At 46.0% G+C, this 26,453-nt stretch carries 26 protein-coding genes; 20 read left to right on the top strand and 6 right to left on the bottom strand.

Going from position 1 to position 26,453, the window contains the following annotated elements; genetic code table 11:
- Positions 1-201: 201 nt before the first annotated feature.
- Positions 202-1,425 carry an acetamidase/formamidase family protein gene (locus GT360_RS08305; protein ID WP_164648415.1) on the top strand — a complete coding sequence of 408 codons (1,224 nt, stop codon included), beginning with the start codon at positions 202-204 and terminating at the stop codon, positions 1,423-1,425.
- Positions 1,426-1,495: 70 nt separating this feature from the next.
- A complete protein-coding gene (locus GT360_RS08300) occupies positions 1,496-1,726 on the top strand; it encodes a hypothetical protein (protein WP_164648414.1) in 231 nt (76 codons plus the stop codon).
- A gap of 836 nt (positions 1,727-2,562) precedes the next feature.
- Here the strand turns inward: GT360_RS08300 and GT360_RS08295 are convergent.
- Entirely contained in the window at positions 2,563-3,591 is a 1,029-nt protein-coding gene (locus tag GT360_RS08295; protein ID WP_164648413.1) for an IS110 family RNA-guided transposase, read from the bottom strand.
- Positions 3,592-3,693: 102 nt separating this feature from the next.
- Between GT360_RS08295 and GT360_RS08290 the strand changes: the two genes are divergently transcribed.
- The 8 genes from GT360_RS08290 to GT360_RS08255 all read left to right on the top strand — a co-directional run bounded on the left by GT360_RS08290 (position 3,694) and on the right by GT360_RS08255 (position 8,666).
- The gene (locus GT360_RS08290; protein ID WP_164648412.1) at positions 3,694-4,095 is read left to right on the top strand and encodes an HIT family protein; all 402 of its coding nucleotides are present in this window, start codon (positions 3,694-3,696) and stop codon (positions 4,093-4,095) included.
- A gap of 162 nt (positions 4,096-4,257) precedes the next feature.
- The gene (locus tag GT360_RS08280; protein ID WP_164648411.1) at positions 4,258-4,635 is read left to right on the top strand and encodes a hypothetical protein; all 378 of its coding nucleotides are present in this window, start codon (positions 4,258-4,260) and stop codon (positions 4,633-4,635) included.
- Positions 4,636-4,773: 138 nt separating this feature from the next.
- A complete protein-coding gene (locus tag GT360_RS08275) occupies positions 4,774-5,289 on the top strand; it encodes a GNAT family N-acetyltransferase (RefSeq protein ID WP_164648410.1) in 516 nt (171 codons plus the stop codon).
- Positions 5,290-5,469: 180 nt separating this feature from the next.
- Positions 5,470-6,663 (top strand): MFS transporter, encoded by a 1,194-nt coding sequence (locus tag GT360_RS08270; RefSeq protein ID WP_164648409.1) that lies wholly within the window; start codon positions 5,470-5,472, stop codon positions 6,661-6,663.
- A complete protein-coding gene (gene yidZ / locus GT360_RS08265; RefSeq protein ID WP_164648408.1) occupies positions 6,638-7,597 on the top strand; it encodes an HTH-type transcriptional regulator YidZ in 960 nt (319 codons plus the stop codon). Before GT360_RS08270 ends, yidZ begins: the two co-directional genes overlap by 26 nt.
- A 184-nt stretch (positions 7,598-7,781) precedes the next feature.
- Positions 7,782-8,075: a hypothetical protein gene (locus GT360_RS08260; protein WP_164648407.1), complete on the top strand. Its 294-nt coding sequence runs from the start codon at positions 7,782-7,784 to the stop codon at positions 8,073-8,075.
- A gap of 99 nt (positions 8,076-8,174) precedes the next feature.
- A complete protein-coding gene (locus GT360_RS21990; protein WP_275426975.1) occupies positions 8,175-8,303 on the top strand; it encodes a hypothetical protein in 129 nt (42 codons plus the stop codon).
- Positions 8,304-8,432: 129 nt separating this feature from the next.
- Positions 8,433-8,666 carry a hypothetical protein gene (locus GT360_RS08255; protein WP_164648406.1) on the top strand — a complete coding sequence of 78 codons (234 nt, stop codon included), beginning with the start codon at positions 8,433-8,435 and terminating at the stop codon, positions 8,664-8,666.
- Between the two features lie 26 nt (positions 8,667-8,692).
- Here the strand turns inward: GT360_RS08255 and GT360_RS08250 are convergent, their stop codons facing one another.
- Positions 8,693-9,481 (bottom strand): DODA-type extradiol aromatic ring-opening family dioxygenase, encoded by a 789-nt coding sequence (locus GT360_RS08250; RefSeq protein WP_164648405.1) that lies wholly within the window; start codon positions 9,479-9,481, stop codon positions 8,693-8,695.
- Between the two features lie 38 nt (positions 9,482-9,519).
- Positions 9,520-9,966, bottom strand: a complete 447-nt coding sequence (locus tag GT360_RS08245; RefSeq protein WP_164648404.1) for a DoxX family protein — start codon at positions 9,964-9,966, stop codon at positions 9,520-9,522.
- A 121-nt stretch (positions 9,967-10,087) separates the two neighbouring features.
- On the opposite strand from GT360_RS08245, the gene GT360_RS08240 reads away from it, so the two are divergent.
- From GT360_RS08240 to GT360_RS08205, 8 genes are all read left to right on the top strand, one after another.
- Positions 10,088-11,026 (top strand): LysR family transcriptional regulator, encoded by a 939-nt coding sequence (locus tag GT360_RS08240; protein WP_164648403.1) that lies wholly within the window; start codon positions 10,088-10,090, stop codon positions 11,024-11,026.
- 490 nt (positions 11,027-11,516) lie between these two features.
- Positions 11,517-11,828, top strand: coding sequence for a DUF6506 family protein (locus tag GT360_RS08235; protein WP_164648402.1), 312 nt, complete (start codon positions 11,517-11,519; stop codon positions 11,826-11,828).
- Between the two features lie 227 nt (positions 11,829-12,055).
- Positions 12,056-12,763: a GntR family transcriptional regulator gene (locus tag GT360_RS08230; RefSeq protein ID WP_164648401.1), complete on the top strand. Its 708-nt coding sequence runs from the start codon at positions 12,056-12,058 to the stop codon at positions 12,761-12,763.
- A 2-nt stretch (positions 12,764-12,765) separates the two neighbouring features.
- Positions 12,766-13,662: a methylisocitrate lyase gene (gene prpB / locus GT360_RS08225; protein WP_164648400.1), complete on the top strand. Its 897-nt coding sequence runs from the start codon at positions 12,766-12,768 to the stop codon at positions 13,660-13,662.
- Positions 13,663-13,778: 116 nt separating this feature from the next.
- The gene (gene prpC / locus GT360_RS08220) at positions 13,779-14,906 is read left to right on the top strand and encodes a bifunctional 2-methylcitrate synthase/citrate synthase (protein ID WP_164648399.1); all 1,128 of its coding nucleotides are present in this window, start codon (positions 13,779-13,781) and stop codon (positions 14,904-14,906) included.
- A gap of 29 nt (positions 14,907-14,935) precedes the next feature.
- On the top strand, positions 14,936-17,524 hold the full coding sequence (gene acnD / locus GT360_RS08215; RefSeq protein ID WP_164648398.1) for a Fe/S-dependent 2-methylisocitrate dehydratase AcnD: 2,589 nt from the start codon (positions 14,936-14,938) through the stop codon (positions 17,522-17,524).
- 10 nt (positions 17,525-17,534) lie between these two features.
- Positions 17,535-18,716 carry a 2-methylaconitate cis-trans isomerase PrpF gene (prpF, locus tag GT360_RS08210; RefSeq protein ID WP_164648397.1) on the top strand — a complete coding sequence of 394 codons (1,182 nt, stop codon included), beginning with the start codon at positions 17,535-17,537 and terminating at the stop codon, positions 18,714-18,716.
- Positions 18,717-18,760: 44 nt separating this feature from the next.
- Positions 18,761-20,635: a propionyl-CoA synthetase gene (locus GT360_RS08205; RefSeq protein WP_164648396.1), complete on the top strand. Its 1,875-nt coding sequence runs from the start codon at positions 18,761-18,763 to the stop codon at positions 20,633-20,635.
- A 64-nt stretch (positions 20,636-20,699) separates the two neighbouring features.
- On the opposite strand, the gene GT360_RS08200 is transcribed toward GT360_RS08205, so the two are convergent.
- Positions 20,700-22,151 (bottom strand): hypothetical protein, encoded by a 1,452-nt coding sequence (locus GT360_RS08200; RefSeq protein ID WP_164648395.1) that lies wholly within the window; start codon positions 22,149-22,151, stop codon positions 20,700-20,702.
- Between the two features lie 760 nt (positions 22,152-22,911).
- Here GT360_RS08200 and GT360_RS08195 point away from each other — a divergent pair.
- Complete coding sequence (locus GT360_RS08195) at positions 22,912-23,589, top strand: glutathione S-transferase family protein (RefSeq protein WP_164648394.1); 678 nt, start codon at positions 22,912-22,914, stop codon at positions 23,587-23,589.
- 301 nt (positions 23,590-23,890) lie between these two features.
- Positions 23,891-24,133 carry a hypothetical protein gene (locus tag GT360_RS08190; protein WP_164648393.1) on the top strand — a complete coding sequence of 81 codons (243 nt, stop codon included), beginning with the start codon at positions 23,891-23,893 and terminating at the stop codon, positions 24,131-24,133.
- Between the two features lie 121 nt (positions 24,134-24,254).
- On the opposite strand, the gene GT360_RS08185 is transcribed toward GT360_RS08190, so the two are convergent.
- Both GT360_RS08185 and GT360_RS08180 read right to left on the bottom strand, forming a co-directional pair.
- On the bottom strand, positions 24,255-25,460 hold the full coding sequence (locus GT360_RS08185; protein WP_164648392.1) for a quaternary amine ABC transporter ATP-binding protein: 1,206 nt from the start codon (positions 25,458-25,460) through the stop codon (positions 24,255-24,257).
- On the bottom strand, positions 25,453-26,352 hold the full coding sequence (locus GT360_RS08180) for an ABC transporter permease (RefSeq protein ID WP_164648391.1): 900 nt from the start codon (positions 26,350-26,352) through the stop codon (positions 25,453-25,455). The genes GT360_RS08185 and GT360_RS08180 overlap by 8 nt, the downstream gene beginning before the upstream one ends.
- Between the last annotated feature and the right edge of the window lie 101 nt (positions 26,353-26,453).

The following is a 26,453-nucleotide window of genomic DNA, read 5'->3' as shown; positions in this document are numbered from 1 at the left end:
CTGGGATGAGCTTTGGCTAGATGGTTCGGTTTGTCCTACTCTACCTTCCTTCGATGTTACACTTTTAGTGCAACTTGCACCTAAGTCTTGCACTAAAAGAGAAAACAACTAGCCATGCATCCTTAGTGAATAAGAGTCCATATCCTTGGCATGGTCATTGCACTTAACGTTATGTTTTTAAACATAATAAAGGAAGTGGTAATGATAAGAAAATCAATAATGGCGTTATTGGTAGGGTCTTTCTCTATGGGAGTAATGGCAGCGCCTGCAGTGATGGATGGTGTTGAAGTTTTGCAGCCGCTTTTTGATGAGCCAACTTATATCGAATCGGGTAAATATGCAGACAGTCTTTATATTCCTTCTACCGTAGATACCATTTTATGGGGTTATCTACCAAACAAGCTGACGCCACCGGTTGCAGCGATTGAATCGGGTGATGTTGTTGTATTTGATACAGTGTCGCATGAAGGCATTTTGGAGGATCAAGGACGAAACCCACTCAAGTACTTTGGCAGTCACGGTTACTCTAAAGAGTTTGTTCTAGAGGATGCCGTCGCGATTACTTCATCGGATTTAGAGCATGATTTCTTTAAAGATGGTCCACATATTGTTACTGGACCCGTTGAGATCAAAGGGGCGAAAAAAGGTGACGTTCTAAAAGTCGATATCGTTAAGCTTGAGCCGCGAGTCCCTTATGGCGTAATTTCAAACCGCCATGGCAAAGGTGCATTGGTGGGAGAGTACCCGCGAAGAAAGCAGCAGCCTAATCCGAGTGCGGAGTTTCCAGAGCGTTTTGGTAACGTGTCTATCTTGTCACCAATTTTCAAAGAGGGTGAGAAGTACTTCGGTAAGTTACCATCAGGTGATAAGAATATCGTGTTTCCCCTTAACCCGTTTATGGGAATCATGGGCGTTGCGCCAGATAAAGAGTTTCCTATTCACTCTGTACCGCCACAATATTTCGGAGGCAACTTGGATGTAAAGGACCTTGTTGAAGGTACCAGCGCCTACTATCGCGTCAATGTTGATGGCGGCATGTTTTTCACTGGAGATAGTCATTTTACACAGGGTGATGGCGAGGTCGCTTTGACTGCGCTTGAGGCATCTGTGAGAGCAACCTTTAGATTGACGGTGTTAAAGGAGGGGGCTGAAGCGATTCCCGGTGCTTTCATCGATACACCATTGGGTGAAACGGCGGAGTTTTGGATTCCTGTCGGTTTAGATGAAGACCTGAATATTGCGATGCAAAATGCGACTCGTGAATCAATTCGTTTCTTAGTGAACCAGTATGGGATCAGCGAAGAAATCGCGTTGGCGTACTTGAGCGCGAACACTGACTTTGCTGTTTCTCAAGTCGTGGATAAGACAAAAGGCATTCACGCCAAGATTCGTAAGTCAGATTTCGCTGAGTTTGAAGCGGAATAAATTTCGTAAAGTGATATGGGGTCAGAAACTGACTCTGCCCCCATTACTAATAAAAGGCCTACAAAGGAAGGTGCCAGATATCTTATTGCAGGTCTACCCGAATAAAATCAGCGCTGAAGAGCTAAAAGCCAAACTCAAGGCCAACAGCCCATCGGCATACTATTCCGCTCTACGTAACGCAACCATCTTCGTGGATGTAAACAGCCGAACCTGCGAATCCTCAGCAGAAAAATACCACGTGTTAGATAAACACATCGTCCACCACCACCTATCCAGAGGAGTGATGGGCACCGTCAGCTAATTATTATCAATTATTCATTGCGCGCAAATGATTGATAATTCGATTTGATAAACAGTCTCTCTTCTTTTACTTAGCCTTTCCTTTTCTCGTTGTCGGAGGGCATAAAAGTTGAAACTCGACAATATAGACTGCAACTATGACAAAAAAGATAGAAGCTTTTCGGCACCTTTTGCTGTTGTTTGCTCTGAGAAGGTTTTACGCCAATGTGAGCCAGCGGTACCCAACTTCGAAAATCACAGCGAAGTAGTCTGAGCGACTTTTTCTTATCTGTGTGACCTCGAGCATCTAGCAAGTTGAGGGCTCACCAACTGTATTTATGCAGCTCATGCTTGTTCGCAAGCGAACTTGGAGCAGGTCATGTTGAAATATAAAATCAGCGATTTTGTCCAAAAAGGCAGATTGTAAGGTCATCGTTAAAGCCATAAAGATCAGTCTGTGCCGTCATATGGATGATAGACGGCAATTTGCCGTGTAATTCAACAAGTGTCATAATGGTCATTCGCTAATGCTATGACTTTACGGGGTTTATTGGTGGTACATTACGAATTGGTAGAAGTGATAGGCGGCAGGGTGAGAGTGGGAAAAGCGGCTTATTGCCGTATATAAAGCCACATGGACTCCCTCTTTTGTCAACAATAGCTCCCGCTAACAACAGTGGATCTGACAGCAGCTCTACATTCGGTGTTTAATCGGAGAAACTCCGTCACCCTGATGATATTCGCTTGATGCTGGCCTCATTCGTTAGGCAGTATTTGATTACTAGCTTTATAGTCAGGTTTTAGCATCTCGGTCTGACCGTATTGTCATCAATTGCTATTGTGTTGACTCGGTGAGGGCTATTGATTTACATAGTTAGCCTTGTATTCATTTTCTGTCGTTAACAGTGCCCAAATGATCCTTGCGTTCTTTGCTGCTAGGGCTACGGCAGCTCTCTTGTATCCTCGCCTTTCGACAAGTCGTTGTAACCAAAGACTTGTACTATCAGTTTTAGTTTTGCATTGTGCGATTACCGCCCTAGCTCCATGTACAAGCAGAGTACGAATGTGTTTTTCGCCTCGTTTTGTTATATGACCGAGGTTTGTCTGTCCCCCGGTTGAGTACTGTTTGGGAACTAGGCCAATCCATGCAGCGAACTGGCGACTTGAAGCAAATTGCTTTCCATCATTAACTGTTGCGATGATAGCTGTAGCAGTATGTTCTCCGACACCTGGAACTGCTAGTAGCTTTGATGCTTGCTTCATCTCTTTGCTTAGTTGATAGATCTTCCTGTCATAGCGAAGGATTTCTTCGTTGAGTTTCTTGATGTTAGCGATTAGATCGTTGAGTAATTCCCTTGCTAGGAACGGAATGCCGTTGTTTGCGTCTTCGAGTATGTCCGGCACGGCTTTTTGAAGTGAGTAACGGCCTTTAGGAACAATTACACCAAACTCTGACAGTAACCCTCGGAGTTGGTTAATGGTGGCAGTACGATTTTTTATTAAGCTATGTCTAATGCGGTGGAGGCAAAGCACAGCTTGTTGCTCCTCGTCTTTGATAGAGACAAAGCGTGTTTTTGGTCTTGATACGGCTTCACAAATTGCTTCGGCATCATTTGCGTCGTTTTTCTCATTTTGTCTGTAAGGAATGACAAACTTCGCTGCCATAATCTTTGGGGAGTGACCAAGTTTGGTTAGTTCTCTCGCCCAGTAATGAGCACCAGAGCAAGCTTCCATACCGATGACACAGGGTGGAAGATTAGCAAATGTGTCTAACATTTTGTTTCTTTTGACTGTTTTGCGTAAGACGCACTTGCCATATGCATCAACGCCGTGAATACTGAATACATTCTTGGCGAGGTCAACGCCAATAGTTTGAATGGTGGACATAGTAACCTCCAGCTTTTCAGCGTGTACATGCTTAGTATGGCATGCGGACTACAGGGAGAGGGAGTCCATATCATTCGTTAGCATACTTTGATAGGAGTTCAGATGGCTACGATAGTCGAACAAATTGTTAATCGTGAAATTGACTCGGTCATCGTGTACGAATCTGACCAAGTTATAGCTTTTGCAGATCATGATCCAATCAACTTTGGGCATATTTTAATTTGTCCTAAGACTCAATATCGTACATTCATTGACCTGCCTGAGTCTGTGTTTTTTGAGATCACCGACGTTGCAAGAGATTTATATAAACGTATAGAAGCTAAGTTCAATCCCGATGGTATCGGCTTTATGCAAAACAATGGAGAGGCACCTCATTTCAACGAGCTCGATCACTACCATTTGCATATTTTCCCTAGGTTTCATGGAGACCAGTACGGTTGGGTTAGTAGTGAACTTGGAATTCAAACTATGGATAAACTAAGAGAATCACTTAAAGGTCTATGAACATTGAAAAAGTATGCTAACAAATTGTTCAAGAGTGATTCGGCACGCGTGGCATTTTTACTATGCGTTGGTTTTGGTGGTTAAGGTGTTATGCGGAAGCATCGGTATTGCGTGCCTCACACCTTAACAAGGCGTTAGGTGACTACAGAAAGGACATTATCCATGAGCGATTTTGAAGTCGGCAACAGCACTTTTCGATACAAACGTGATGAGTATCCCTTGTCGAAAATAAGAAATGCAAGGGTTAAATCAAATTCAATAATTGACCATGCTCTAAAATTATTTTTGACAGGTGCAATTGTCTCTAGCATTGTGTGGGTTATTTGCCCAGAAGGTTTTGGGATGATAATGGCGCCGATAGCGTTTGTTCTAGGTGTGGTTGGTACTGCTTTTACGGTAAACAAATATGAGCTTCAGGTTGAGTTTCAACATATAGATGAAACTGGTGTTCAGTGGGTATCGGTAACAGGATCAAGCAAACGTGAGTCCAAAGCAATATATGAAGAACAGGTCAGTGCCGTCAAGCGAGCAATCACCTAACAATTTGTACAAGCAGACAGCTAATAGTCTGCGCTTTTGGTTTGGTTCAGTTTGGTGATTACGACGGTGGCTTTATTGGGGTTCCGCGGCAGTTAGCTACTACTTAACAAGGCGTTATACCTCAAAGGAGAAATAAACATGGAACTAGTTGTACCGTCAGATGAGTTCGAGGCGGCGTTTGCGTGTTTTTATGAAGATTTTGCCAACAACGATGTAGAAAATGCAGAGTATTACTCAGACGGTATGACTGACTTTTCTAAATATATTGAGAGACTTAAGGATGAGTCACTAGGTCTAAATTTACGCGAAGGTTATGTTCCCTGCAGTCATTTCTGGCTTGTTGATGCTTCCAAGCAAATCGTTGGTGCAATCCGTGTTAGGCACAATATTGATAATGAGTTCCTTAGCTTAGAAGCGGGTCATATCGGTTACGACATAGCTCCATCATCACGCCGCAGAGGGAATGGAAAACGAATGCTTGAGCTTGCATTGGTTAAGGCGCAGGAACTTGGACTTAATCGTGTCATGCTCACCGCAGATGAGGACAATATCGCGTCTCGACGCGTTATTGAAGCTAATGGGGGGCAACTAGACAGTGTGGTCATGGGGAAGGTATTTCCAAACTTGTTGGCTAGGTACTGGATTGCGCTGTAATTTCGATATAACATATATGAGCCCCAGGCCTATCAACAGGCAATATCTCTCCTTGCCTGCGTCAGCAGCTAATATAGACTCTAAACCCTTATGTCCAAACTGGAAAACACGCTTGTCGCCAGCGTCAATCGTCAACTTAACTATCGAGCAGTATGATCCTCACAAATTAGTGAGGTAATTATGTTTCGTTTTCTTCTTTGCAGCTTCTCTTTCATTCTTTTATACCCAACAGCGATTGACCTCTATTTAGTCGGTCTCCCTCAAATTGCCGCCGATTTACAGGTGGATGAGGCGAGTTTGCATATGGCGTTCTCGGCTTATCTTGCAGGGATGGCAAGCACAATGTTGTTTGCTGGTAGATTTGCGGATTCGATAGGCCGTAAGCCAGTTGCTATTTTTGGCGCGGTGGTGTTTATCTTTGCGTCTTATCTTGGTGGAGAAGCGCAGAGCCTGAACGTGTTTGTGGGTGCGCGTTTTTTGCAAGGGATAGGTGCGGGTGCCTGTTATGTCACTGCGTTTGCGATTATTCGGGATGTATTGGATGAGCAGCGCCGTACAAAAGTGCTGTCGATGGTGAACGGTGTGACGTGTGTGGTGCCCGTCATTGCACCCGTCGTGGGGCATCTCATAATGATTCATTACCCTTGGACGACCTTGTTTACGGCAATGGCAGGGATGGGTGTCGCGGTCGCTTTATTGGCCGTTTTACTTCTGCGAGAAACCAAGCCCGCGTTACAACCTACAACTGAAGTAACGCAGGAAGATAGCGTCAGTGAGTCATTCATGCAGCGTCACTTTCTTAGTTACTTGGTGATGACGTCAATGGCGGTGACGGTGATTTTAACTTACGTTAACGTCTCGCCGATGTTGATCATGAGCCAATTGGGCTTTGAGCGCGGTGGTTATTCTAGCGTGATGGCGGGAACCGCGATCGTGAGTATGGTGACCTCGTTTAGTGCTCCGTTTCTACTTAACGTGTTCAAGCCTAAAACACTACTTATTGCGGCCAAATGTCTGTTTGTGATTGCTGGTGTGACTTTGATAGCTTCAGAGTGGTTTGCTCATAATGTAAACGGGTACTTGTTTGGCTTTGGTTTAGTGTGTGCAGCGTTCTCATTGGGTTTTGGTGTGGCGATGAGTGGCGCCCTAGCGCCGTTCGCGAAACGTGCAGGGATGGCGAGCTCAATATTGGGCGTGAGCCAAGTATGTGTGTCGGCACTCTATATCTGGGTAATGGGGATGTTGGGTGTCAGCCCAATGACTATGTTGGTGACGATTCTTATTGTGACTAGTCTTGTGAGTTTGGTTTTAATACTATGCTTACCACAAGCCAATAACTCAAACGATTATGAACCCATCACTAGCGAGACTTGATTTGAACTTGCTGCTGACGTTGCAGCTACTCATTCAGGAAAAGAGCGTCACTAAGGTGGCTAAGCGGCTTAGCGTGACGCCTTCAACCGTCAGTAAAGCGTTGGCGAAACTTCGTAATGCGTTTGGTGACCCGCTGTTTATCAAAACGCCACAAGGATTAGCCTCGACACCGCTGGTAGACAGTTTGGCGCTAGATTTGGCTGATTGGACACAAATTGGTAATCAAATCGTTGAAAAAGCACAGACTCAGGCTGCGCGTGGTGTGGAGTTTCATCTCGCACTGGAGTCACCGCTTTTATTGACGTTTTTAGATGATCTGATGGTGAAGATCCACCAGGACTATCCAGAGGCGAAAATCAGAACTAGCCATTGGGACTACGATTCGATTGAAGGCATCGTCAATGGCGCGATTGATATTGGATTTACTGGGCGTGAAACCCATCCACGCTCGAAAGAGTCGCTAGATTTACTGCCTTATTTTATTGACCATGAGATCCTGTTTTCAGACCTGCCCAAAGTGTTCGTGCGTAACGGCCACCCGATTCTAGAGCAGGAGTGGACGTTAGATAACTTCTTGGCTTATCGCCATATCGGCATTGTTTGGGAAAAGAACGAGACTTGGGCGCTGGATGAAGTGCTCCATGATATGGGGCGAGAAAGGCAGGTTGGCTTAACGATGTCGAGCTTTGAGCAATCATTATTTATGGCTGCTCAGCCAAATCATGACATGTTCACCACTGCGCCGGGTTATTGCCAGCAATATGTGGAGAGCCTTAATTTGGACTTGGTGTGCCTACCGATACCTTTGGCCAAAGAGGAGTTGGAAAAGTTAGAAATTCCTTTCACTATGATATGGCATAAACGCAACGCCTATAATCCTAAAACCCAGTGGTTAAAAGAAGCATTCCGCTCGATAGTCGCGAGTATGCATTAAGCTGGTTTCGACACTATACTCTTGTCTGTCTACCTTGCGATTATTGCACTGAGAGGCTATTTCACACTCTAAGTTAATGTTTAGAAACGATAACAAGCGCGATTCAATCGGTACTTTTATTCTATTGAAACAAAGAATAGGGTAAAATTCCGCACAGAAACTTTTGATATGGAATGAATCAACAATGTTGTTAGAGCAAATCTTAGAAGTCATCGAGTTTACTGACAGTGACTTTTTAGAAGAGGCTATGGAGCTTTGTAATCGACAGGGTGTTGTATCGAGCGACCACTTTCCTTTCTTCGACTGTGTTTTTGAGCAAGCTCCGAATGAGCTCTGCGCTCGTTTGTCGAGATTGGGTTTTAAAGGCTCGCTGGAAGTGCAAAAGGTCAACTTTGATGGCTCTGAGCGATACGCGGTCGTCGATACTACTCGTGAGCCCCAAGCCCTTAAGTTGGTTGAGCAATCCTCAGTCGCCTAAAGTCAAACAGACAATGAGTGAGATAGCCAATGTTGCGCTTGTAATATTGGCTTATATTTGTTTTTATATAGTACCAAATACGGTAATTATGGAGGCTATATGAAAATTCACCGTTTGTCAGTGCTCAATCAAGGCGACCTTTGTCCTCATTGCGGCTTTATTATTGTGATGCCACCTGATCTCGACCCTATCTGTATGAGTTGCGGCAAGAATGTGTTGGAAGCCTAGCTTAAGAGGACTTTTTCAGTATTTTCAATATTGATACCTAGGTATTGATTAAATGCCAAAGTTGTTAAGCTGACTCTGACTGCTCTACATATAACGACTATCATAATCAAAACAGTTGAGGGTACGTTTATGGCACAGACGCAGATTCAAAAAGTTAGAGATCTACTGATTGCAACTCGTTACGGCGTTTCAGCATCCGAGATGCCAATCACCATCCAAGTGCCACAAGATGAAGCATTAGAGATCATTGAACAGCTAAAAGCCAGTGGAGAAGACATTCATTCACTCGGTGAGGGAACCAATGCCAAGGAGTTGGTGCTGTATTCCATTGGTAAGATAGACGAGGGGATCACACCAACTTAAGCTCTGTATACCGTCTGTAAGAGAGTCTAGGAGAACTGATAAGCATCTAGCGCCAACACTCGGTTATCTAAGTCGCTATGAATGCGTCGAATCTCTTTTCCATCGCTCGTACCTAAAATGGTCAGGAGTGGTAAAAAGTGCTCCTGTGTTGGGTGGTTAAAGTCTGCTTCGGGCGCGAGCGATTGATAGTCAAGAAGCGAGTCACGATCGCCTTCCTCTAAATGGCGATGCACCCATTCGGTAAACGCCTGTACTTTCCCTTCATTCTCTGGAAGCGAATCTGGGCTAAAGTAGGCCTGTAAGTTGTGGCTTATTCCGCCCGAGCCAATCATCAATACTTCTTCTTCGCGTAAAGAACGAAGAGCTTTGCCCAAACGGTGGTTATATTCAGTGCCGGCATTGGCGTCAATCGATACCTGAACAATTGGAATATTGGCGTTTGGATAAACCAACATCAGCGGCATCCAAACCCCATGATCCCAACCCCTTTTCGGGTCAAGAAAGACTGGGAAACCCGCTTCTGAGAGCTTACTCGCTATGGTTTGAGCCAGGTTTGGCTCGCCCGGTGCAGGGTAGTTGAGCTGATAAAGAGGTTCTGGAAAGCCATAGAAATCGTGCACCGTGTGAGGGTGTTCAGCGGCGGTGACAATCACCTCATGACGACTGTCCATGTGTGCAGAGAAAATGACAATGGCTCTGGGTATTGGAAGTGCCTCACCCAGGCTTTCGAAGAAACGCGTGGTTTTTGTCTGCTCGACAACAAGCATAGGGGAGCCGTGAGAGATAAAAAGTGCGGGATAGATAGAGTGACTCATGTCGGCGCCTCCTATAAACTTGTTGTGGTCAGTGAATTTTACATGGCTAATTTTTGACGAATAACTTGGTCTGCAGACACGCTACCACCACCAATAACGCCTAGGTAAGCGCTTGCAGCAAGTAGGATGAGTGCAAACTCGTAGCCTTGATTACTAACGAACAAGCCATTACCAATGTGTACTGTCATGGCCATTGCCATAGTAAACGCACAAACAATCGCAGCAGGTCGCGTGAAAATACCGATAAGCAGTGCGAGGCCACCGAAGAATTCAGCGCTACCGGCAAGAAGTGCCATCAAAAAACCGGGTGCAAAGCCAATGCTCGCCATCCAGTTGCCTGTCGCTTCGAGGCCATATCCCCCAAACCAGCCAAACAGCTTTTGAGCGCCATGCGCCATCAAGATGATGCCAAGTGGGATTCGAAGGAGCAGTGGCGCGATGTTGTCTTGTGAGCCAAAAAGTAGGTTAAGTAGTTTATTGTTCATGGTTTGAGTTCCTTTTCTTCATGTTCATAACTGATACTGACTAGAGTAATAGCAAAATAGATGTTGATAAATTGAGTGTATGTTGAATAATTAACAATGTTGTGTTGTTAATGGGGTGGTTATGGACAAGCTAGAAATGATGAAAACCTTTCTTTGTGTCGCACAAGAAGGGTCATTCTCAAAGGCTGCAAATAAACTTGAGCTCTCGCCTCAACTGGTGAGCAAGTATGTGGCGGTGCTCGAACAAAAGCTGCGTAGTCGCTTGTTTCATCGCACAACGCGTAAGGTGACATTGACAGAAGCAGGCAAGCTCTATTCTAAGCGCTGTATTCAGATACTTACAGACATCGACGAGGCTGAAAGCGCATTGGCTGATTGGCATCAAAATGTCTCTGGTGAGCTCACTCTCAACGCACCGATGTCATTTGGCCATCGGCATTTACCTGCACTGTTGGCAGACTTTCGCCGCCAATATCCGGATGTGGACATTAATCTCACGTTGACCGATGATAAAATTGACTTGGTTGAGGCAGGCGTGGACGTTGCGCTAAGAATAGGCGCGTTGAAAAGCGATCTGTTGATTGCCAAAAAGGTCGCTGATATGCGCTTAGCAATGATGGCATCGCCAGACTATCTTAAGCGATTTGGCACACCCAAAACGGTGGATGATCTGCGAAATCATGTGTTTCTCAACTACTCGTTTGCTGAGCAAGATCAGCTGAAGCAGTTTCTAGGTATCAATGTCAGTGAATTAAACATCCAGCTACCAATCAAGGCAAATAATGGCGACTATCTTGTTGAAGCCGCTGCGCAGGGTGGGGGGATTGTTCTTCAGCCAACTTTTATCGCGAGTGACTGCTTGCGAGAAGGGCGACTTGTCGAAATCTTGCCTCAAGAAAAACTCACTGATTTAGGGTTATATCTCGTTTACACCAATCGTACCTTTCTTCCTAATAAAGTGCGCTCTTTCATTGATTTCACAGCAAATTACTATGATGGCGTGCCAGAATGGGAGAAGCCACTTCTTAACCTCAGTCCCACCTCGGATAGCAAAAGTTAACTTTAACCTCTCTGCTAACACCATAATGTTTGAGCTCAATATGTGGAGAAGTGTTGTAGCGCGAGACGGAACAGTGTGTGCCGTTTCCAGAACGGGCGATCACTTTACGACCTATGGCCAGGGAGGCGTGTTATTTCTGCGCAGAGAGCCAATACCGCTAATTCAATTAGCCTTCCAAACTAGCACTATCAACCGCGAATATGTGGGCTCCAACTCAGCCGGGTGGCTGTTTATTTGGATTGCAATTTAGCAATCTTGTTGATGTTAATGTGGCTTGAAAAGTACGGTACCAGTGACGATGCGATGGTGGGCGAGCGGTTTGGCGGCGAGAATTCTCGCTCATGAATTGTTTGTGGATTCGTAGTGGTGTGTAAAAGAGTACTTATTGTTGTTTTACACACTCAGATCTCAAATGCAAATATAAGCATAGGATAGAGGCTTGACACATCCTAACACTACTTTTCCACGAATTTCATTTAAAGGAGCTAACATGAAACTTAAAGCGGCATTCATATTTCTTGCCCCCGAAGCGGACAGCAAAATTCACCAGAGCACGATAGACACACCAGCCGTTGAGCTTATCACTGTAGGGGTAAAAAATTACGCCGAGGCAGAGTGCATGGCGCAAGAGTTGGTCAATAAGGGCGTCAAAGCCATCGAACTCTGTGGTGGTTTCGGTATTGAGGGTGTTGCACGGGTTAACAAAGCAGTTGGAGGCGATGTGGCTGTGGGGGTGGTAAGATTTGAAAATCACCCAGGGCTCAATTTCCAGAGTGGTGACACTCTGTTCCTACAAGCTTGATTAGAGAGAATCAAGCCGTATCTCTATTTCATGAGTAACAAGCCAACAAATGGCAGTGACTCTATAAAGTCGGAATTTTCTATCCGCTTTAGTCGTAATTCCCCATTTTCAGATACACTTCAACTTATACCTTAGTCTTAATTGTCGACAATTCACTTGATTGTCGACAATTAAGTAGTCTATTTTTTATTCAGAATTTAACATTGTTGACACATTAGGATTTAGCAATGAACATTTTGAATACCCACAGTGAGGGATTTAAGGCCTCTTTAGGGACGGACAAGGAGCACACCAAGTCCGAGAGCCTCACTGAGCTTTTGATTGAGTCTATTGTGAGTGGCGAGATCCCGTCGGGCAGTAAGATCTCAGAGCCAGAGCTAGCCAAGCATTATCAAGTCAGTCGTGGTCCGCTGCGTGAAGCGATTATGCGATTAGAAGGGCTGGGGTTGATAGAGCGTACCGCCAATGTTGGCGCTCGAGTCATTACCCTCTCGCCAGAGAAGCTTCTTGATCTCTACACGGTACGTGAAGCACTTGAGGGAATGGCCGCAAGGTTGGCTGCGCGTTTTATCACCGCAGAAGAGCTTCATGGCTTAGAGCTGTTATTGTCGACACATTCCCATCATATTGATGAGGTGGAAGGGGCTTCCTACTTTCACCAACAAGGCGATTTCGACTTCCATTATCGAATCATTCAAGCCACGCGCAACACCAAACTAATCTCTGTGTTGTGCGATGAGCTTTACCATCTGTTGCGTATGTATCGCTATCAATCTCCACGTGCACACTCTCGGCCAACCGAGGCGCTCGCTGAACACAAATTCATTCTTCAGGCGATCAAAAACCGCGATGAAGAGTTGGCTGAAATGCTGATGAGACGTCATATCTCAGGCAGTCGAAAACTAGTAGAACAACAAATGTTACAAGGAAACTAGCTATGGGACTTTCGCAAGGAGCAAAATTTAGGCTCGCAGTTAAACAAAATAATCCGCTGCAAATTGTGGGTACGGTGAATCCGTACTGCGCCATGATGGCGAAAAATGTCGGTCATCAAGCCATCTATCTGTCAGGAGGGGGGATCGCCAATGCTTCTTACGGCTTGCCGGATTTGGGTATTACCACGTTAAACGATGTACTGGTAGATGTTGAGCGTGTGAGCAACGCGTGTGACTTACCGTTATTGGTGGATATTGATACCGGTTTTGGTGGCGCGTTCAATATTTCCCGCACCATTAAAGCAATGGAAAAAGCGGGCGCGGGTGCGGTTCACATGGAAGATCAGGTCGCGCAAAAGCGTTGTGGGCATCGCCCGAATAAAGCCATTGTGTCGCAGTCGGAGATGGTGGATCGCGTAAAAGCGGCCGTTGATGCGCGTACTGACGAAGATTTTGTGATTATGGCGCGCACCGATGCATTGGCGGTGGAAGGTTTTGAAAGTGCAGTGGAGAGAGCTATTGCATGTGTGGAAGCTGGCGCTGACATGATCTTTCCTGAGGCGATGACCGAGCTTACCCAATATCAGCAATTTTCATCTGCACTCAAGCAAGCAACGGGTAAAGACGTGCCCATTCTCGCCAATATCACCGAGTTTGGACAAACCCCTTTGTATGGCTGTGAAGAGTTAGCGCAATCAGGGGTCGATATGGTGCTGTATCCGCTTAGCGCGTTCAGAGCTATGAACAAAGCGGCGGAAATGGTCTATCAACACCTTCTTTCTGAAGGCAATCAAGAGGCGCTGCTGGCGTCGATGCAAACCCGGAAAGAGTTGTATCAGCACCTTAACTATCACGCATACGAAGACAAGCTTGATGCACTGTTCAATCAAGACAAGTAACGAGTCACCGAGAACGATAAAGCCCAAGAAAACACATTCAACTTAATCCAATAACGTGAAAAACCTGAGATAGAGATTCCGTCAGAGAGTCCGGTCAGGGTCAAAAGGAGTTCAACATGCCACATTCGGAAATTGGTGGCGCAGGCCTACGTGGTCAAAGCGCTGGAAGCACTGCACTATGTACTGTTGGTAAATCCGGGACAGGTCTCACTTATCGTGGTTACGATATTACCGATCTGGCCAATCATGCTCAATTTGAGGAGGTCGCTTACTTGCTGCTCAGAGGACATTTGCCTAATCGTGCAGAACTGGATGAGTACAAAACACACCTTATTGGCCAGCGCGGCCTACCTAAGGCGCTTAAAGAGGCGTTAGAGCTTATTCCGGCAGAAGCACACCCAATGGATGTGATGCGTACAGGCTGTTCCGTGCTGGGTAATCTAGAGCAAGAAGAGGACTTTTCTCAACAGCTGTCGGCAACCGAGCGTATGCTGGCCCTTTTTCCGGCGATCATCTGTTACTGGTATCGCTATAGTCATGATGGGGTCAGAGTCGATACCCAAGACACCTCTGAAGATTGTATTGGCGGCTACTTCTTAAAAATGCTAACGGACAAAGCGCCAACTGAACTACACAAGAAAGTGATGCATTGCTCTTTGATTCTCTATGCTGAGCATGAATTTAACGCGTCTACCTTTGCAGCAAGGGTCTGTGCTTCAACGTTGTCTGATCTGCACTCTTGTGTGACGGCGGCGATTGGTACCTTGCGAGGGCCACTCCACGGTGGTGCCAATGAAGCGGCAATGGCAATGATCCAAGATTGGCACACGCCTGATGAAGCCGAAGCCAAGATCATGCAGATGCTGGCAAACAAAGACAAAATCATGGGCTTTGGTCACGCGATTTATCGTGAGAGTGATCCGCGAAATGCGCTGATTAAAGCTTGGTCGAAAGAGCTTTCAACAGCCGTTGGTGATACTCATCTCTATGCGGTTTCGGAACGTGTTGAGTCGGTGATGAAGCGTGAAAAAGACTTGTTCTGTAACGCTGACTTTTTCCATGCGTCAGCCTATCACTTTATGGATATTCCCACCAAGCTGTTTACTCCTATTTTCGTGATGAGCCGTTTGACTGGTTGGGCTGCGCATGTTTTCGAGCAGCGTGACAATAACCGAATCATTCGACCAAGTGCTGATTATACCGGGCCAGAGCATCAAGACTGGGTTCCTATTGAGAACCGTTAAAGATAAGTCGCAATGAAAGGAAGCCCAAGATGATGATTTCGAATAATTCAAAATATCGAAAAGCACTGCCCGGCACCGAGCTTGATTATTATGACGTGCGAGAGGCATTAGAGAGCTTAAAACCCAACAGTTATAAAACACTGCCATACACATCACGTGTTCTGGCTGAGCAATTAGTGCGTCGCTGCGAGCCAAGCGAACTGGATGCGAGTCTATTGCAGTTAATAGAAAGAAAGCGTGACCGAGACTTTCCGTGGTACCCAGCCCGAGTGGTGTGTCACGACATTCTGGGTCAAACCGCGCTGGTGGATCTCGCAGGTCTTCGTGATGCAATCGCCGAGCAAGGTGGTGACCCATCGCAAGTGAACCCAGTCGTTGAGACGCAGCTGATCGTTGACCATTCATTAGCCGTTGAGCACGCCGGCTTTGATCCTGAGGCGTTTGAGAAAAACCGCGCGGTTGAAGAGCGCCGCAATGAAGATCGCTTTCACTTTATTGAGTGGTGCAAAACCGCCTTTGAGAATGTCAGTGTGGTGCCGGCGGGCAATGGCATCATGCATCAGATTAACCTTGAGAAGATGTCGCCAGTAGTGCAGTCAAAACAGGGCATCGCTTATCCAGATACCTGTGTGGGCACAGATAGCCACACACCGCATGTTGATGCGCTGGGTGTGCTTGCGATTGGTGTGGGGGGCTTAGAGGCGGAAACAGTAATGCTTGGACGCCCGTCGATGATGCGACTGCCTGATATTGTCGGTGTTAAGCTAACCGGGAAAAGACAAGAAGGGATCACGGCCACCGATATTGTGCTGGCTTTGACAGAGTTCTTGCGCAACCAAAAAGTGGTGTCCTGCTACCTTGAATTCTTTGGTGAGGGCACGGAATCGCTAACCATTGGTGATCGCGCCACCATTTCAAATATGACGCCGGAATATGGAGCAACCGCAGGGATGTTCTATATCGATGAGCAAACCTTGCTGTATCTGAAACTGACCGGCCGAGACGAACAGCAGGTTCAACTCGTCGAGAACTACGCGAAACAGGTCGGCTTGTGGGCAGATGACTTAACAGACGCGGAATATGAGCGTGTGCTTGAGTTCGATTTGTCACAAGTCACCCGCAATATGGCGGGGCCTTCCAACCCTCATCGACGTTTGCCAACCTCAGAGCTATCTAGTCAAGGTTTGGCAGGCCATTACGAGGAATCTGAGGATAAACTGCCGGATGGCGCGGTGATCATTGCGGCCATCACTTCTTGTACCAATACCAGTAACCCAAGAAACGTGGTTGCGGCGGGGCTGCTGGCGAAAAAAGCCAATGAGCTAGGCTTAGTACGTAAACCTTGGGTGAAATCTTCGTTCGCACCAGGCTCGAAAGTCGCCAAGTTGTATCTTGAACAAGCAGGACTGCTTGAAGAGATGGAGAAGCTCGGTTTTGGTATTGTGGCTTATGCGTGTACCACCTGTAATGGCATGAGTGGTGCCTTAGATCCAAATATCCAACAAGAGATCATAGAACGCGATCTCTATACAACGGCTGTGCTTTCAGGGAATCGTAACTTTGATGGACGAATCCACCCTTATGCGAAACAAGCGTTTCTTGCGTCACCGCCGTTAGTGGTGGCCTACGCACTTGCGGGCTCGATTCGATTTGATATTGAGCGTGATGCGTTGGGTCATGATGCTCAGGGCAAACCTATCTATCTCAATGATTTGTGGCCATCGGATGCTGAAATTGACGCGGTTGTAGGTGAGTTTGTTAAGCCAGAGCAGTTTAAGCAAGTCTACATTCAAATGTTCAAGCTTGATGATGCGCAGCAAAGTGAAAGCCCCCTCTATGATTGGCGAGCGATGAGTACCTACATCAGAAGACCGCCGTATTGGGAAGGAGCATTAGCTGCGACAAGAACCCTGAGTGGTATGCGTCCGCTGGCAGTGCTTGGAGACAACATCACTACTGACCACCTTTCTCCTTCCAATGCCATTTTGGCAAGCAGTGCTGCCGGGGAATATCTGGCCAAGATGGGTCTCGAGGAGGAGGATTTTAACTCTTACGCGACTCACCGAGGCGATCATTTAACGGCGCAACGTGCCACGTTCGCCAACCCGAAACTGTTTAATGAAATGGTCAAAGACAATGGTGAAGTCGTGCAAGGCTCTCTTGCTCGCATTGAGCCAGAAGGGCTGGTTGTTCGGATGTGGGAAGCGATAGAGACCTACATGAATCGCAAGCAGCCGTTGATTATTGTGGCCGGGGCAGATTATGGGCAAGGCTCTTCTCGTGACTGGGCCGCCAAAGGGGTGCGTCTCGCTGGCGTTGAGGCGATTGTTGCCGAAGGCTTTGAGCGTATTCACCGAACCAACTTGGTGGGTATGGGCGTGTTGCCGCTTGAGTTTGTCGATGGTATGAACCGGAACACATTAGAGCTTGATGGGACTGAGCTTTATGACGTGGTGGGAGATATCACGCCGGGCGCACATTTAGCGCTGATTGTCACCCGCGCCAATGGCGAAAAACTGGATGTAGCGGTGAAGTGTCGCCTTGATACTCAAGACGAAGTGAAGGTGTATCAGGCTGGCGGTGTACTGCAGCGTTTCGCACAAGACTTTTTGGCCTAAGGAGCAAACCATGACCAATGGAAAACAGTGTCGTGTTGCGGCGACTTATATGCGTGGTGGAACCAGTAAGGGTGTCTTTCTTAACCTAGAGGATTTACCCCAAGCTGCGCAAGTGCCGGGCAAGGTGAGAGATGATTTTTTACTGCGCGTGATTGGCAGTCCTGATGCGTATGGCAAACAGATTGACGGAATGGGGGGCGCGACGTCGAGCACTAGCAAGACGGTGATTGTGTCTAAGAGTGATAAGCCTGACCACGATGTCGACTATCTTTTCGGTCAGGTGTCGATTGATAAGGCCTTTGTTGACTGGGGAGGCAATTGCGGGAATCTATCGGCAGCTGTTGGGCCGTTTGCCATTCATGCAGGACTCATTGATAAGGACCGCATCCCGAATGAAGGCGTCGTGTCTGTTCGGGTTTGGCAGGTAAATATACAAAAGAGCATTTTGATTGATGTTCCAATTGTGGATGGGGAAGTTCAAGAGCTGGGTGATTTTATGCTCGATGGGGTGACTTTTCCGGCTGCTGAAATCAAGGTCGATTTTGTAAAGCCGATTGCGGATGACGAAGCTCTGTTCCCTACCGGAAGCCTAATCGATGATTTGAAAGTCCCTGGCGTTGGAACGCTTAACGCTACGCTAATTACTGCAGGTATACCCACCATTTTCATCGATGCTGACTCGGTAGGCTACTCAGGAACGGAGCTTCAAGAAGCCATCAATAACGATACACAAGCGTTAGCGATGTTTGAAACGATTCGCGCATATGGCGCGTTGAAGATGGGTTTGATATCGGAGATAGAGGATATCAAAACCTCGCAGCATTCACCCAAAGTGGCGTTTGTCAGTAAAGCGAAACCTTATCAGAGTTCAAGTGGAGAGTTGGTCAGTGCGTCGGATATTGATTTGAATGTACGAGCCTTGTCGATGGGCAAACTCCACCACGCCATGATGGGGACGGCAGCGGTGGCGATCGCATCGGCGGCGAGTGTGCCAGGTACTTTGGTGAATCTCGCCGCAGGTGGTTATGGGCGTGACTATGTCACCTTTGGTCATCCATCAGGCAAACTCAAGGTTGGAGCTAAAGTGACACAGGTGCCAAGCGGTTGGCAAGTAGAACAAGTGAGTATGAGCCGCAGTGCTCGTATCATCATGGAGGGCTTTGTGCACGTTCCCTCCAACATCTTTGAATAAGAACAGCAGTGACATCATTGGATAGAATCACTGGAGGGAATGTTATGTCGGCTTATGAACAAGAATACAATTGGGCACAATCGAAACCAGAAGAGTTCTGGCTCAATCAAGCACAAAATATCGATTGGTTTAAGGCGCCAAACACCGCCTTACAAACGGATGAGAATGGCATTGAACGCTGGTTTCCTGATGGGGAGTTAAATACTGCTTGGCTTGCACTGGATTATCACTGTGAGCAAGGCAGGGGTGAGCACACCGCGATGATTTATGACTCGCCTGTGACGGGGGTTCAGAAGCAATACAGCTACAATAACCTACGAGATCAGGTAGCAAAAATTGCTGGAATGCTCGCAAGCGAAGGTGTTGAGAAAGGGGATAGGGTGGTCATCTACATGCCGATGATACCGGAAGCGGCGATGGCGATGTTAGCGTGTGCGCGCCTAGGAGCGATTCACTCGGTGGTGTTTGGCGGGTTTGCCCCCAATGAGCTCGCGGTGAGAATCGAAGATGCCGAGCCTAAAGTTGTGATGACGACTTCATGTGGTATCGAGATTAACAAGGTGCTTCCCTATAAACCGCTAGTGGATAAAGCGATCATGGATAGTCGCTGGAAGCCGGATACGGTGTTTGTGTTGCAGCGCCCTGAGTGTGAAGCGGAGTTAGGACAGGAGCGCGATAAGGATTGGCTATCAGCGGTCAACCAAGCCAAGGCTCATCCGTGTGTGCCAGTAAAAGCCACCGATCCGCTGTATATCCTTTATACATCTGGCACTACAGGCAAGCCGAAAGGTGTGGTTCGCGACAATGGCGGTCATGCAGTCGCGATGAAGTACTCAATGAGTGCCATCTATAATGTTCCTCAAGATGGCGTGTATTGGGCAGCGTCTGATGTCGGTTGGGTCGTGGGCCACTCTTATATTGTCTATGGCCCGCTCATTCATGGTTGTACAACAATATTGTTTGAGGGCAAGCCAGTGAGAACGCCAAACCCGGGTGCGTTCTGGCGAGTATGTGAGCAGTATGATGTCGATGTATTATTTTCTGCGCCCACCGCTTTTAGAGCGATCAAGAAAGAAGACCCTGAGGGAGAATATCTTCATCAGTACGATCTTTCCAAACTCAAAACCATTTTCATGGCAGGTGAGCGCCTCGATCCGCCCACGTTAGAATGGGTACAAACCAAGTCGAACAAACCTGTGATTGACCATTGGTGGCAAACAGAAACAGGTTGGGCGATTGCAGGCAATCCAACGGGGATAGAGTTGATGCCAGTGAAAGCGGGCTCATCAACCAAACCAATACCGGGCTATCAAGTGGAAATCCTGAATGAGGCGGGTGAAGCCCAAGCGCCAAATCAACAAGGCTTTGTCGCCCTCAAGCGCCCGTTACCACCAAGTTGTTTACCGACAGTGTGGCGCAATCACGATCGCTTTGAAGCGGGTTATCTAGGTCAGTTCCCGGGTTACTACGTCTCTGGTGATGGTGGCTACCTAGATGAAGATGGATACTTGTTCATTATGGGGCGCATTGATGATGTGATTAACGTTGCTGGTCATAGACTCTCAACGGGCGAGATGGAGGAGATTGTGGGTGGACACCCTGCAATTGCTGAATGTGCCGTTGTCGGTGTGCATGATGATCTGAAAGGTCAGCTTCCATTGGGCTTTGTGGTACTCAAAGATGGCGTTGACGTTGACTTGAATGAACTGGAAGGGCAGTTAGTCGGCAAAGTACGCGATGAAATCGGCGCAGTCGCCTGCTTCAAGCATGCACTGGTGGTGGATAGATTGCCAAAAACTCGTTCAGGTAAGATTCTACGTAGAACGATTAGGCAGATTGCGGATGGGGAGCACTATACGGTGCCGTCTACGATTGATGATCCTACTAGTTTGAATGAGATTGAGAGAGTGCTTGGATAGAACGAATAAAGCCCCAGAAATGGGGCTTAAATTAGACTTTTACTATTAGTTAATACGCTAAGTATTACTCAGGTAGATGCTCTGGCTGAACTTCAATTGGGTGCTCTGGGCTTACACAGAAGTCAGGGTGGTAGATGTCATCTTCATCATCATGACATACTGGGTTCTGAATTCCAGGTGTTAAGTCATTATCGATAATTTCACGATTATTTGCATTTTCAAGTGCATTGATTGCGTCTATATCGCTTTGAGATGCTGTTGATGAAGGCTCAAAGTGGAATAAGTAACCAGCAAGTTTAGAGTGAGCGCTATCGTACTCATAGAAACGAATGTACTGGTACTCTGAGATGTTACCTAGGTTATTGAAGTTAGGGATAGTTACTGAATCTACATTTGCTGAGTAGATTGCATGATCAACACCTTCTTCCCAATAAGTCCAAACAAACTGTAGGTCCGGTTCGAATCCATTGAACTCGAATGAGAAGTTCTCTGGTTGAGTTGGGTGACCAACTTTTAAGTATGCGTCAGCATCCATTGTTGCTAGAGCTGTGTTGCCACCTTCAACTACTGTGCGGCTTCTGTGAGTAAAGCCTAGCTCTTCGTGCTCAACATTTTGAGAATATGCTACGAATGATTGACCTTCGATTGTAGGGAAGTTTGCGATATCAATAACAGCTTCAGGCTTGGCATTTTGATAGAAGTAGTCGTATGCGACACCATCAATCAAGTAGTCAACGCCAACGAATGATTCCCAGTTATCCACATTCACAGTAGAAGAGCTGTATGCATTCAGCGCAATTACTGTGTCTCGTGGCATATCAACGTCAGACTCGTTGATGGATAGAATTTCGTTATTATCAGATAGCGATTTTAGTTCTTCAATAGTTACAAACTTAGCAAAGCTAAGAGTGCTATCTAGATCAGTACCAGGTCCCCAACCAGTGCTTCGGTCTTCTTTGTCATAACTGAGCTCAAGTAGAATGCCAGGAATATCTGAACGTACTTCGTAAACGAAAACATCTTCAAAGAAACTGTCATCACCAGCGAACTGGATGTGTTGGTTATCCATAGCAAACTTAACGCTATCTGGCTTACGAATACGAACATAGAACGAGTCATTTTCGATATCAGAGATAACACAAGAATCGCCGGCCGTAACGAAACCGTCAACTTCGATAGTTGTTGGCATGCGCACTAGTTCTTTTTGGTATGAAACTAGTTCTTGTACTGCGCGAGCTGGAACAGCAGTAAAGTAATGACCTGTTGGAATATCACCTAAAACGATTGAGCCATTGTGATCAGTCACCAAAGTATCAACATGATTGCCATTAGCATCATGTAGAAAAACATCAAGGTTCGGGATGCCACAAGTCTTTTCACGATTTAGACTCATACTTGACGTAGTTGTAAACGTAATTGGAGTATCAACAGATACCTCTGGCTTATCACTAGAACTTGAATTACAACCTGCTAATAAAGCAGAGCCAACTAATGCCGTAAGCAATTTAATTTTCATTATGTTTCCATTTTTATTTGTGAATATCTGCGCGCATTAATCTAAACAAAAAAATATATTTAGTAAGTATAAATATATCCTCTGGAATTTAATTGTTTTCATTGGTTACATTTGGAATTACTTTGGATCAAAAAGTGATCACAAATTGACTAATTTATGACACTTTGCTGACTTTATGCAGACATTACTGAAGAGGGAGTTACTTAAAAGTCTAATTTGTGTGATTTTGGTTCAGGTTTTTAGGTGCACCTGGTTGTTATTAGGTTGGTGGCATATGTGTGGTAATTGAGTGCTGTTGTAACATTATTGTTTTATTTAAGAGGGTTGAAGTTGTAAATTAGAGTACGCATGTATATTTAATTGGCTTCTGATTGGTAGGGTGAAAATAGACAATTTTTGATAAATGTAATCTAGAAAATAATTTACGGATCTTGGTATCTAAATACGTGCTCAAAATTTATAAAATTAATTTACGGAGTTTGATTATTAATTACGTGTACCAACTTATAAGTAGGTTTTATAAATCGTGTCTATAGTGTTTGCGATGCGAAATCACATAGTATTGAACGAGCGTGGTCTAAATTGAGTCGCGCTGGCTCTGATGAGCAAACCAGAAAGGTGATGCCTTTGGTTTCCTATCTATTGCACCTTGTAATCGTCTCTTCGCTCATAGATTGAACGGAAATTTGACATCTATTCACTTTTGAACGATCGTTACAATAATTATTTGAGTGACCGTTCAATTATAAGGAGATAACCGATGCTCAAGTTTTACTTTCACCCAACCCCGAACCCAATGAAGGTCGCTTTGTTTCTGCAAGAAGCAGATCTAGATTTTGAGCTTGTTCCTGTTGATACCATGAAAGGTGAGCAGCACACTGAAGCGTATCGCGCGATCAATCCAAATGGAAAGACACCCGCTATCGTCGATGGTGATACAAGAATCTTTGATTCAAATGCTATTTTGCTCTATCTGTCGGAGAAGACAGGTAAGTTTGCCGGTAAGCCCGAAGACAGAGGTGAGTTGCTTTCTTGGTTGATGTTTATTGCAAGTGGTCTAGGGCCATTCTCTGGTCAGTCGGTGCACTTTAGGTTTGTCGCACCAGAGGGCTCTGAGTATGGTAAGAATCGTTACACTCGAGAAGCAGAGCGTCACTATGAAGTGCTCGATAAGCATCTAGACGGGCGTGACTACATTGTTGGTGATGAGTATACGATTGCGGATATTGCTGCATGGGGTTGGATTGACAAAGCTGAGCGTGTACTGGGCGAGGGGAGCTTAGAGGCGCATCCGAACTTGCTGCGTTGGTTTAATCGCATCAATGTTCGACCAGCGGTAGAGCGTGCAAGAGCGACAGGTAAAGACGTCGCGTTTAAATCAGATTTTGATGAAGAAGCTAAGCGTGCTTTCTTCCCTTCAAACTACCCTAAGCAATAAGAAAAGTATAAATAATGGTGCTGTCAGTATTAAATAGGCCTCTACTGGCAGTATTTATATTTTTTGTATGATGAAATTAATCAATCCTCATTTGGTATGACAAATAAATCGAGTGGGGTTGATTTTAAAAATTATATCGAACGGACACTATTAACGTTGTGACGCGCTTCACGCATAGACAGGTTTTTGAAACCGGTTTTTATTATTGCTTATGCCCTCCCAGTCCTTGTCTCTGCTTGTTATTTTTAACTAAAAAAAAGGTAATCTAACCATGAAGACAAATTGAGGAAGGGGATGTCTCATGAAAAGCCTATTTAGATTCTATTTTTTACGCGGTCTACAATCTAAATCACAAACAATGTCGATTTGTACGGGGCTACTTTTTATCATGTTAACTGCCACTGTTGGCGTAACTATGGGATACTTAAGTAACCAAAATATGGCGGTTGCGATGATTTGGATGCTAAGCCCAGCCTTTATTTTTAGAGTGTATATGTTGATGTCACCATACTACCGTGCGGCTGCACTGAAAACTTGGGGTTAAGCTCAAACACTTGTCTGTTTCGGTACGCTCCATTCTTTTCAAATTTATTTTAGTGTCGCAGTAGATAGAACAAAGCCAAGCATGTTGCTTGGCTTTACGGTGTTTTGGGTGCAGGTTATAGTTAGCTTCCAGTATCCGCTTTGGATTTTTCGGCGAAGATATCGGCCACTTTTTCTCTTTCCAATTCGCCCTTGAGGTGACCCTCTTCATCCACAACAGGAAGCGAGTAGTCAGACGACATAGAGTCCGTCAACACCTCTTCGATGGCGAGATCAGGTGTTACCGTCGGAACGTCTTCATACAATTCTGGTTCAATGTTGTCAGACACAGAATCGTCCTCCGCCGCCTCAGTTAAGCCTTCTTTGGTGATTAGACCTTGGTACTCATTGTCGGTGACATGATAGCCATAGTCCTGCTTCTTCATCTTCATCTGCTTCAACGCATCCTCGATCGTCACAGCAGTAATACGAAGGGCTGGTTTTTGCATCACGGTTTCTACCGTCAGGGCACGAGCGCGATTCACATCTTTAACAAAGGCTTCTACATAATCGTCAGCAGGGTTAAGCAGAATGTCGTCAGGTGTACCTGTTTGGACCAGATCGCCATCTTTTAAGATAGCAATGCGGTCCCCCAAGCGAAGGGCTTCATCAAGGTCGTGGGTGATGAAGACAATGGTCTTATGAAGCTTCTCTTGTAGCTCAATCAACTGGTCTTGCATTTCACTGCGGATCAGAGGGTCGAGCGCGGAAAAGGCCTCGTCCATCAATAAGATTTCTGCGTTCGTACATAGTGCACGAGCTAGGCCAACACGCTGCTGCTGACCGCCAGACAGCTGTGAAGGATATTGTTCTTCATAGCCTTTTAAGCCAACAGTCTCTAACCACTCTTGTGCGTGCTTATTGCGCTCCTCTTTCTTCATCCCTTGCACTTCGAGCCCATAGCCAACGTTGTCTATGACCTTGCGGTGTGGAAATAAGCCAAAGCGCTGGAATACCATCGACATCTTATGGCGACGAAACTCTTCCAGCTCTTTCGAGTTCATCTGCATGACATCCGAGCCTTCCACGTCAATCTTACCCTTGGTAGGGTCGATTAAGCGGTTGAAGTGGCGGATCAAGGTGGATTTACCTGACCCTGAAAGTCCCATAATCACGAAGATTTCGCCTTTGTGGATTTCAAGGTTGATGTCCTTTAGACCCACGGTGTGGCCTGTTTGTGAGAGCACCTCATCCTTACTCAAACCTTCTTTGACAAGAGGCAACACAGACTCAGGCTTGGGGCCGAATATTTTGTAGAGACCGGAAATTTCAATTAGCGGCTTAGTCATGCTTGTGGTCTCCTAAATGCTCTTGAGTTCGCTTGGCATAGGCCTGAGAAGCGCGGTCAATCAAGATGGCCATTGCAACGATAGCAAAACCATTGAGTAGCCCTAGAGTGAAGTATTGATTGGTGATGGACTTCAACACGGGTTGTCCTAAGCCTTTTACGCCAATCATCGAGGCAATGACCACCATCGACAGCGCCATCATGATGGTTTGGTTGATGCCCGCCATGATGGTTGGCATGGCCAGAGGCAACTGGACACCAAAGAGGCGTTGCTTGCGGCTCGCACCAAAGGCGGTAGCCGCCTCCATGACTTCTTTATCGACAAGTCGAATCCCAAGGTTCGTTAAGCGAATCACAGGCGGGATAGCATAGATAACTACCGCAATTAAACCGGGTATTTTACCAATGCCCAGAAGCATGACGACAGGGATCAAATAGACAAACGCAGGCATGGTTTGCATTATGTCGAGCATCGGGGTGACAAAGGCTTGAACGCGGTTAGAGCGCGCCATCGCAATACCAATTGGGATACCGAGCACGATCGCCAAGAGAGTACACACCGTAATGATACTAAGGGTGCGCATGGTATCTTCCCACATGCCAAAGTAACCAATCAAAAGTAGGGATACGACACAGGCTACGGCCAGCTTTGCAGAGCGACTGGCAACGTACACTAGGCCCGTACAGACGATTAATACTAGCCACCAAGGAGTACTGAGAAGGAGCTTTTCAAACCAGATTAAGAAGGAGAGGAGGGGGTCGAATAGGGATTCTATGAAGTCGCCATATTCTCGCGAGAAATCTTTATAAGCACCATCTAGTGTTTTACGTATGGTACGCATAGTCGACCTTTCCATTTCAGGGAAGCTGGTCAACCAACTACTGTCAGCCATTGTTCTATCCTTAAACAACGTTACTCAGCTCATGATGTTATGAACTGTTGCTATATCCACCTTAACAAATGAATAACACCCAAGTACAGTGGATTACAATA

The organism is Vibrio astriarenae (genome assembly GCF_010587385.1).
Classification (GTDB): domain Bacteria; phylum Pseudomonadota; class Gammaproteobacteria; order Enterobacterales; family Vibrionaceae; genus Vibrio; species Vibrio astriarenae.
Note: the sequence above shows the minus strand (reverse complement) of the source record. Positions and strands in the feature narration are given on the sequence as shown.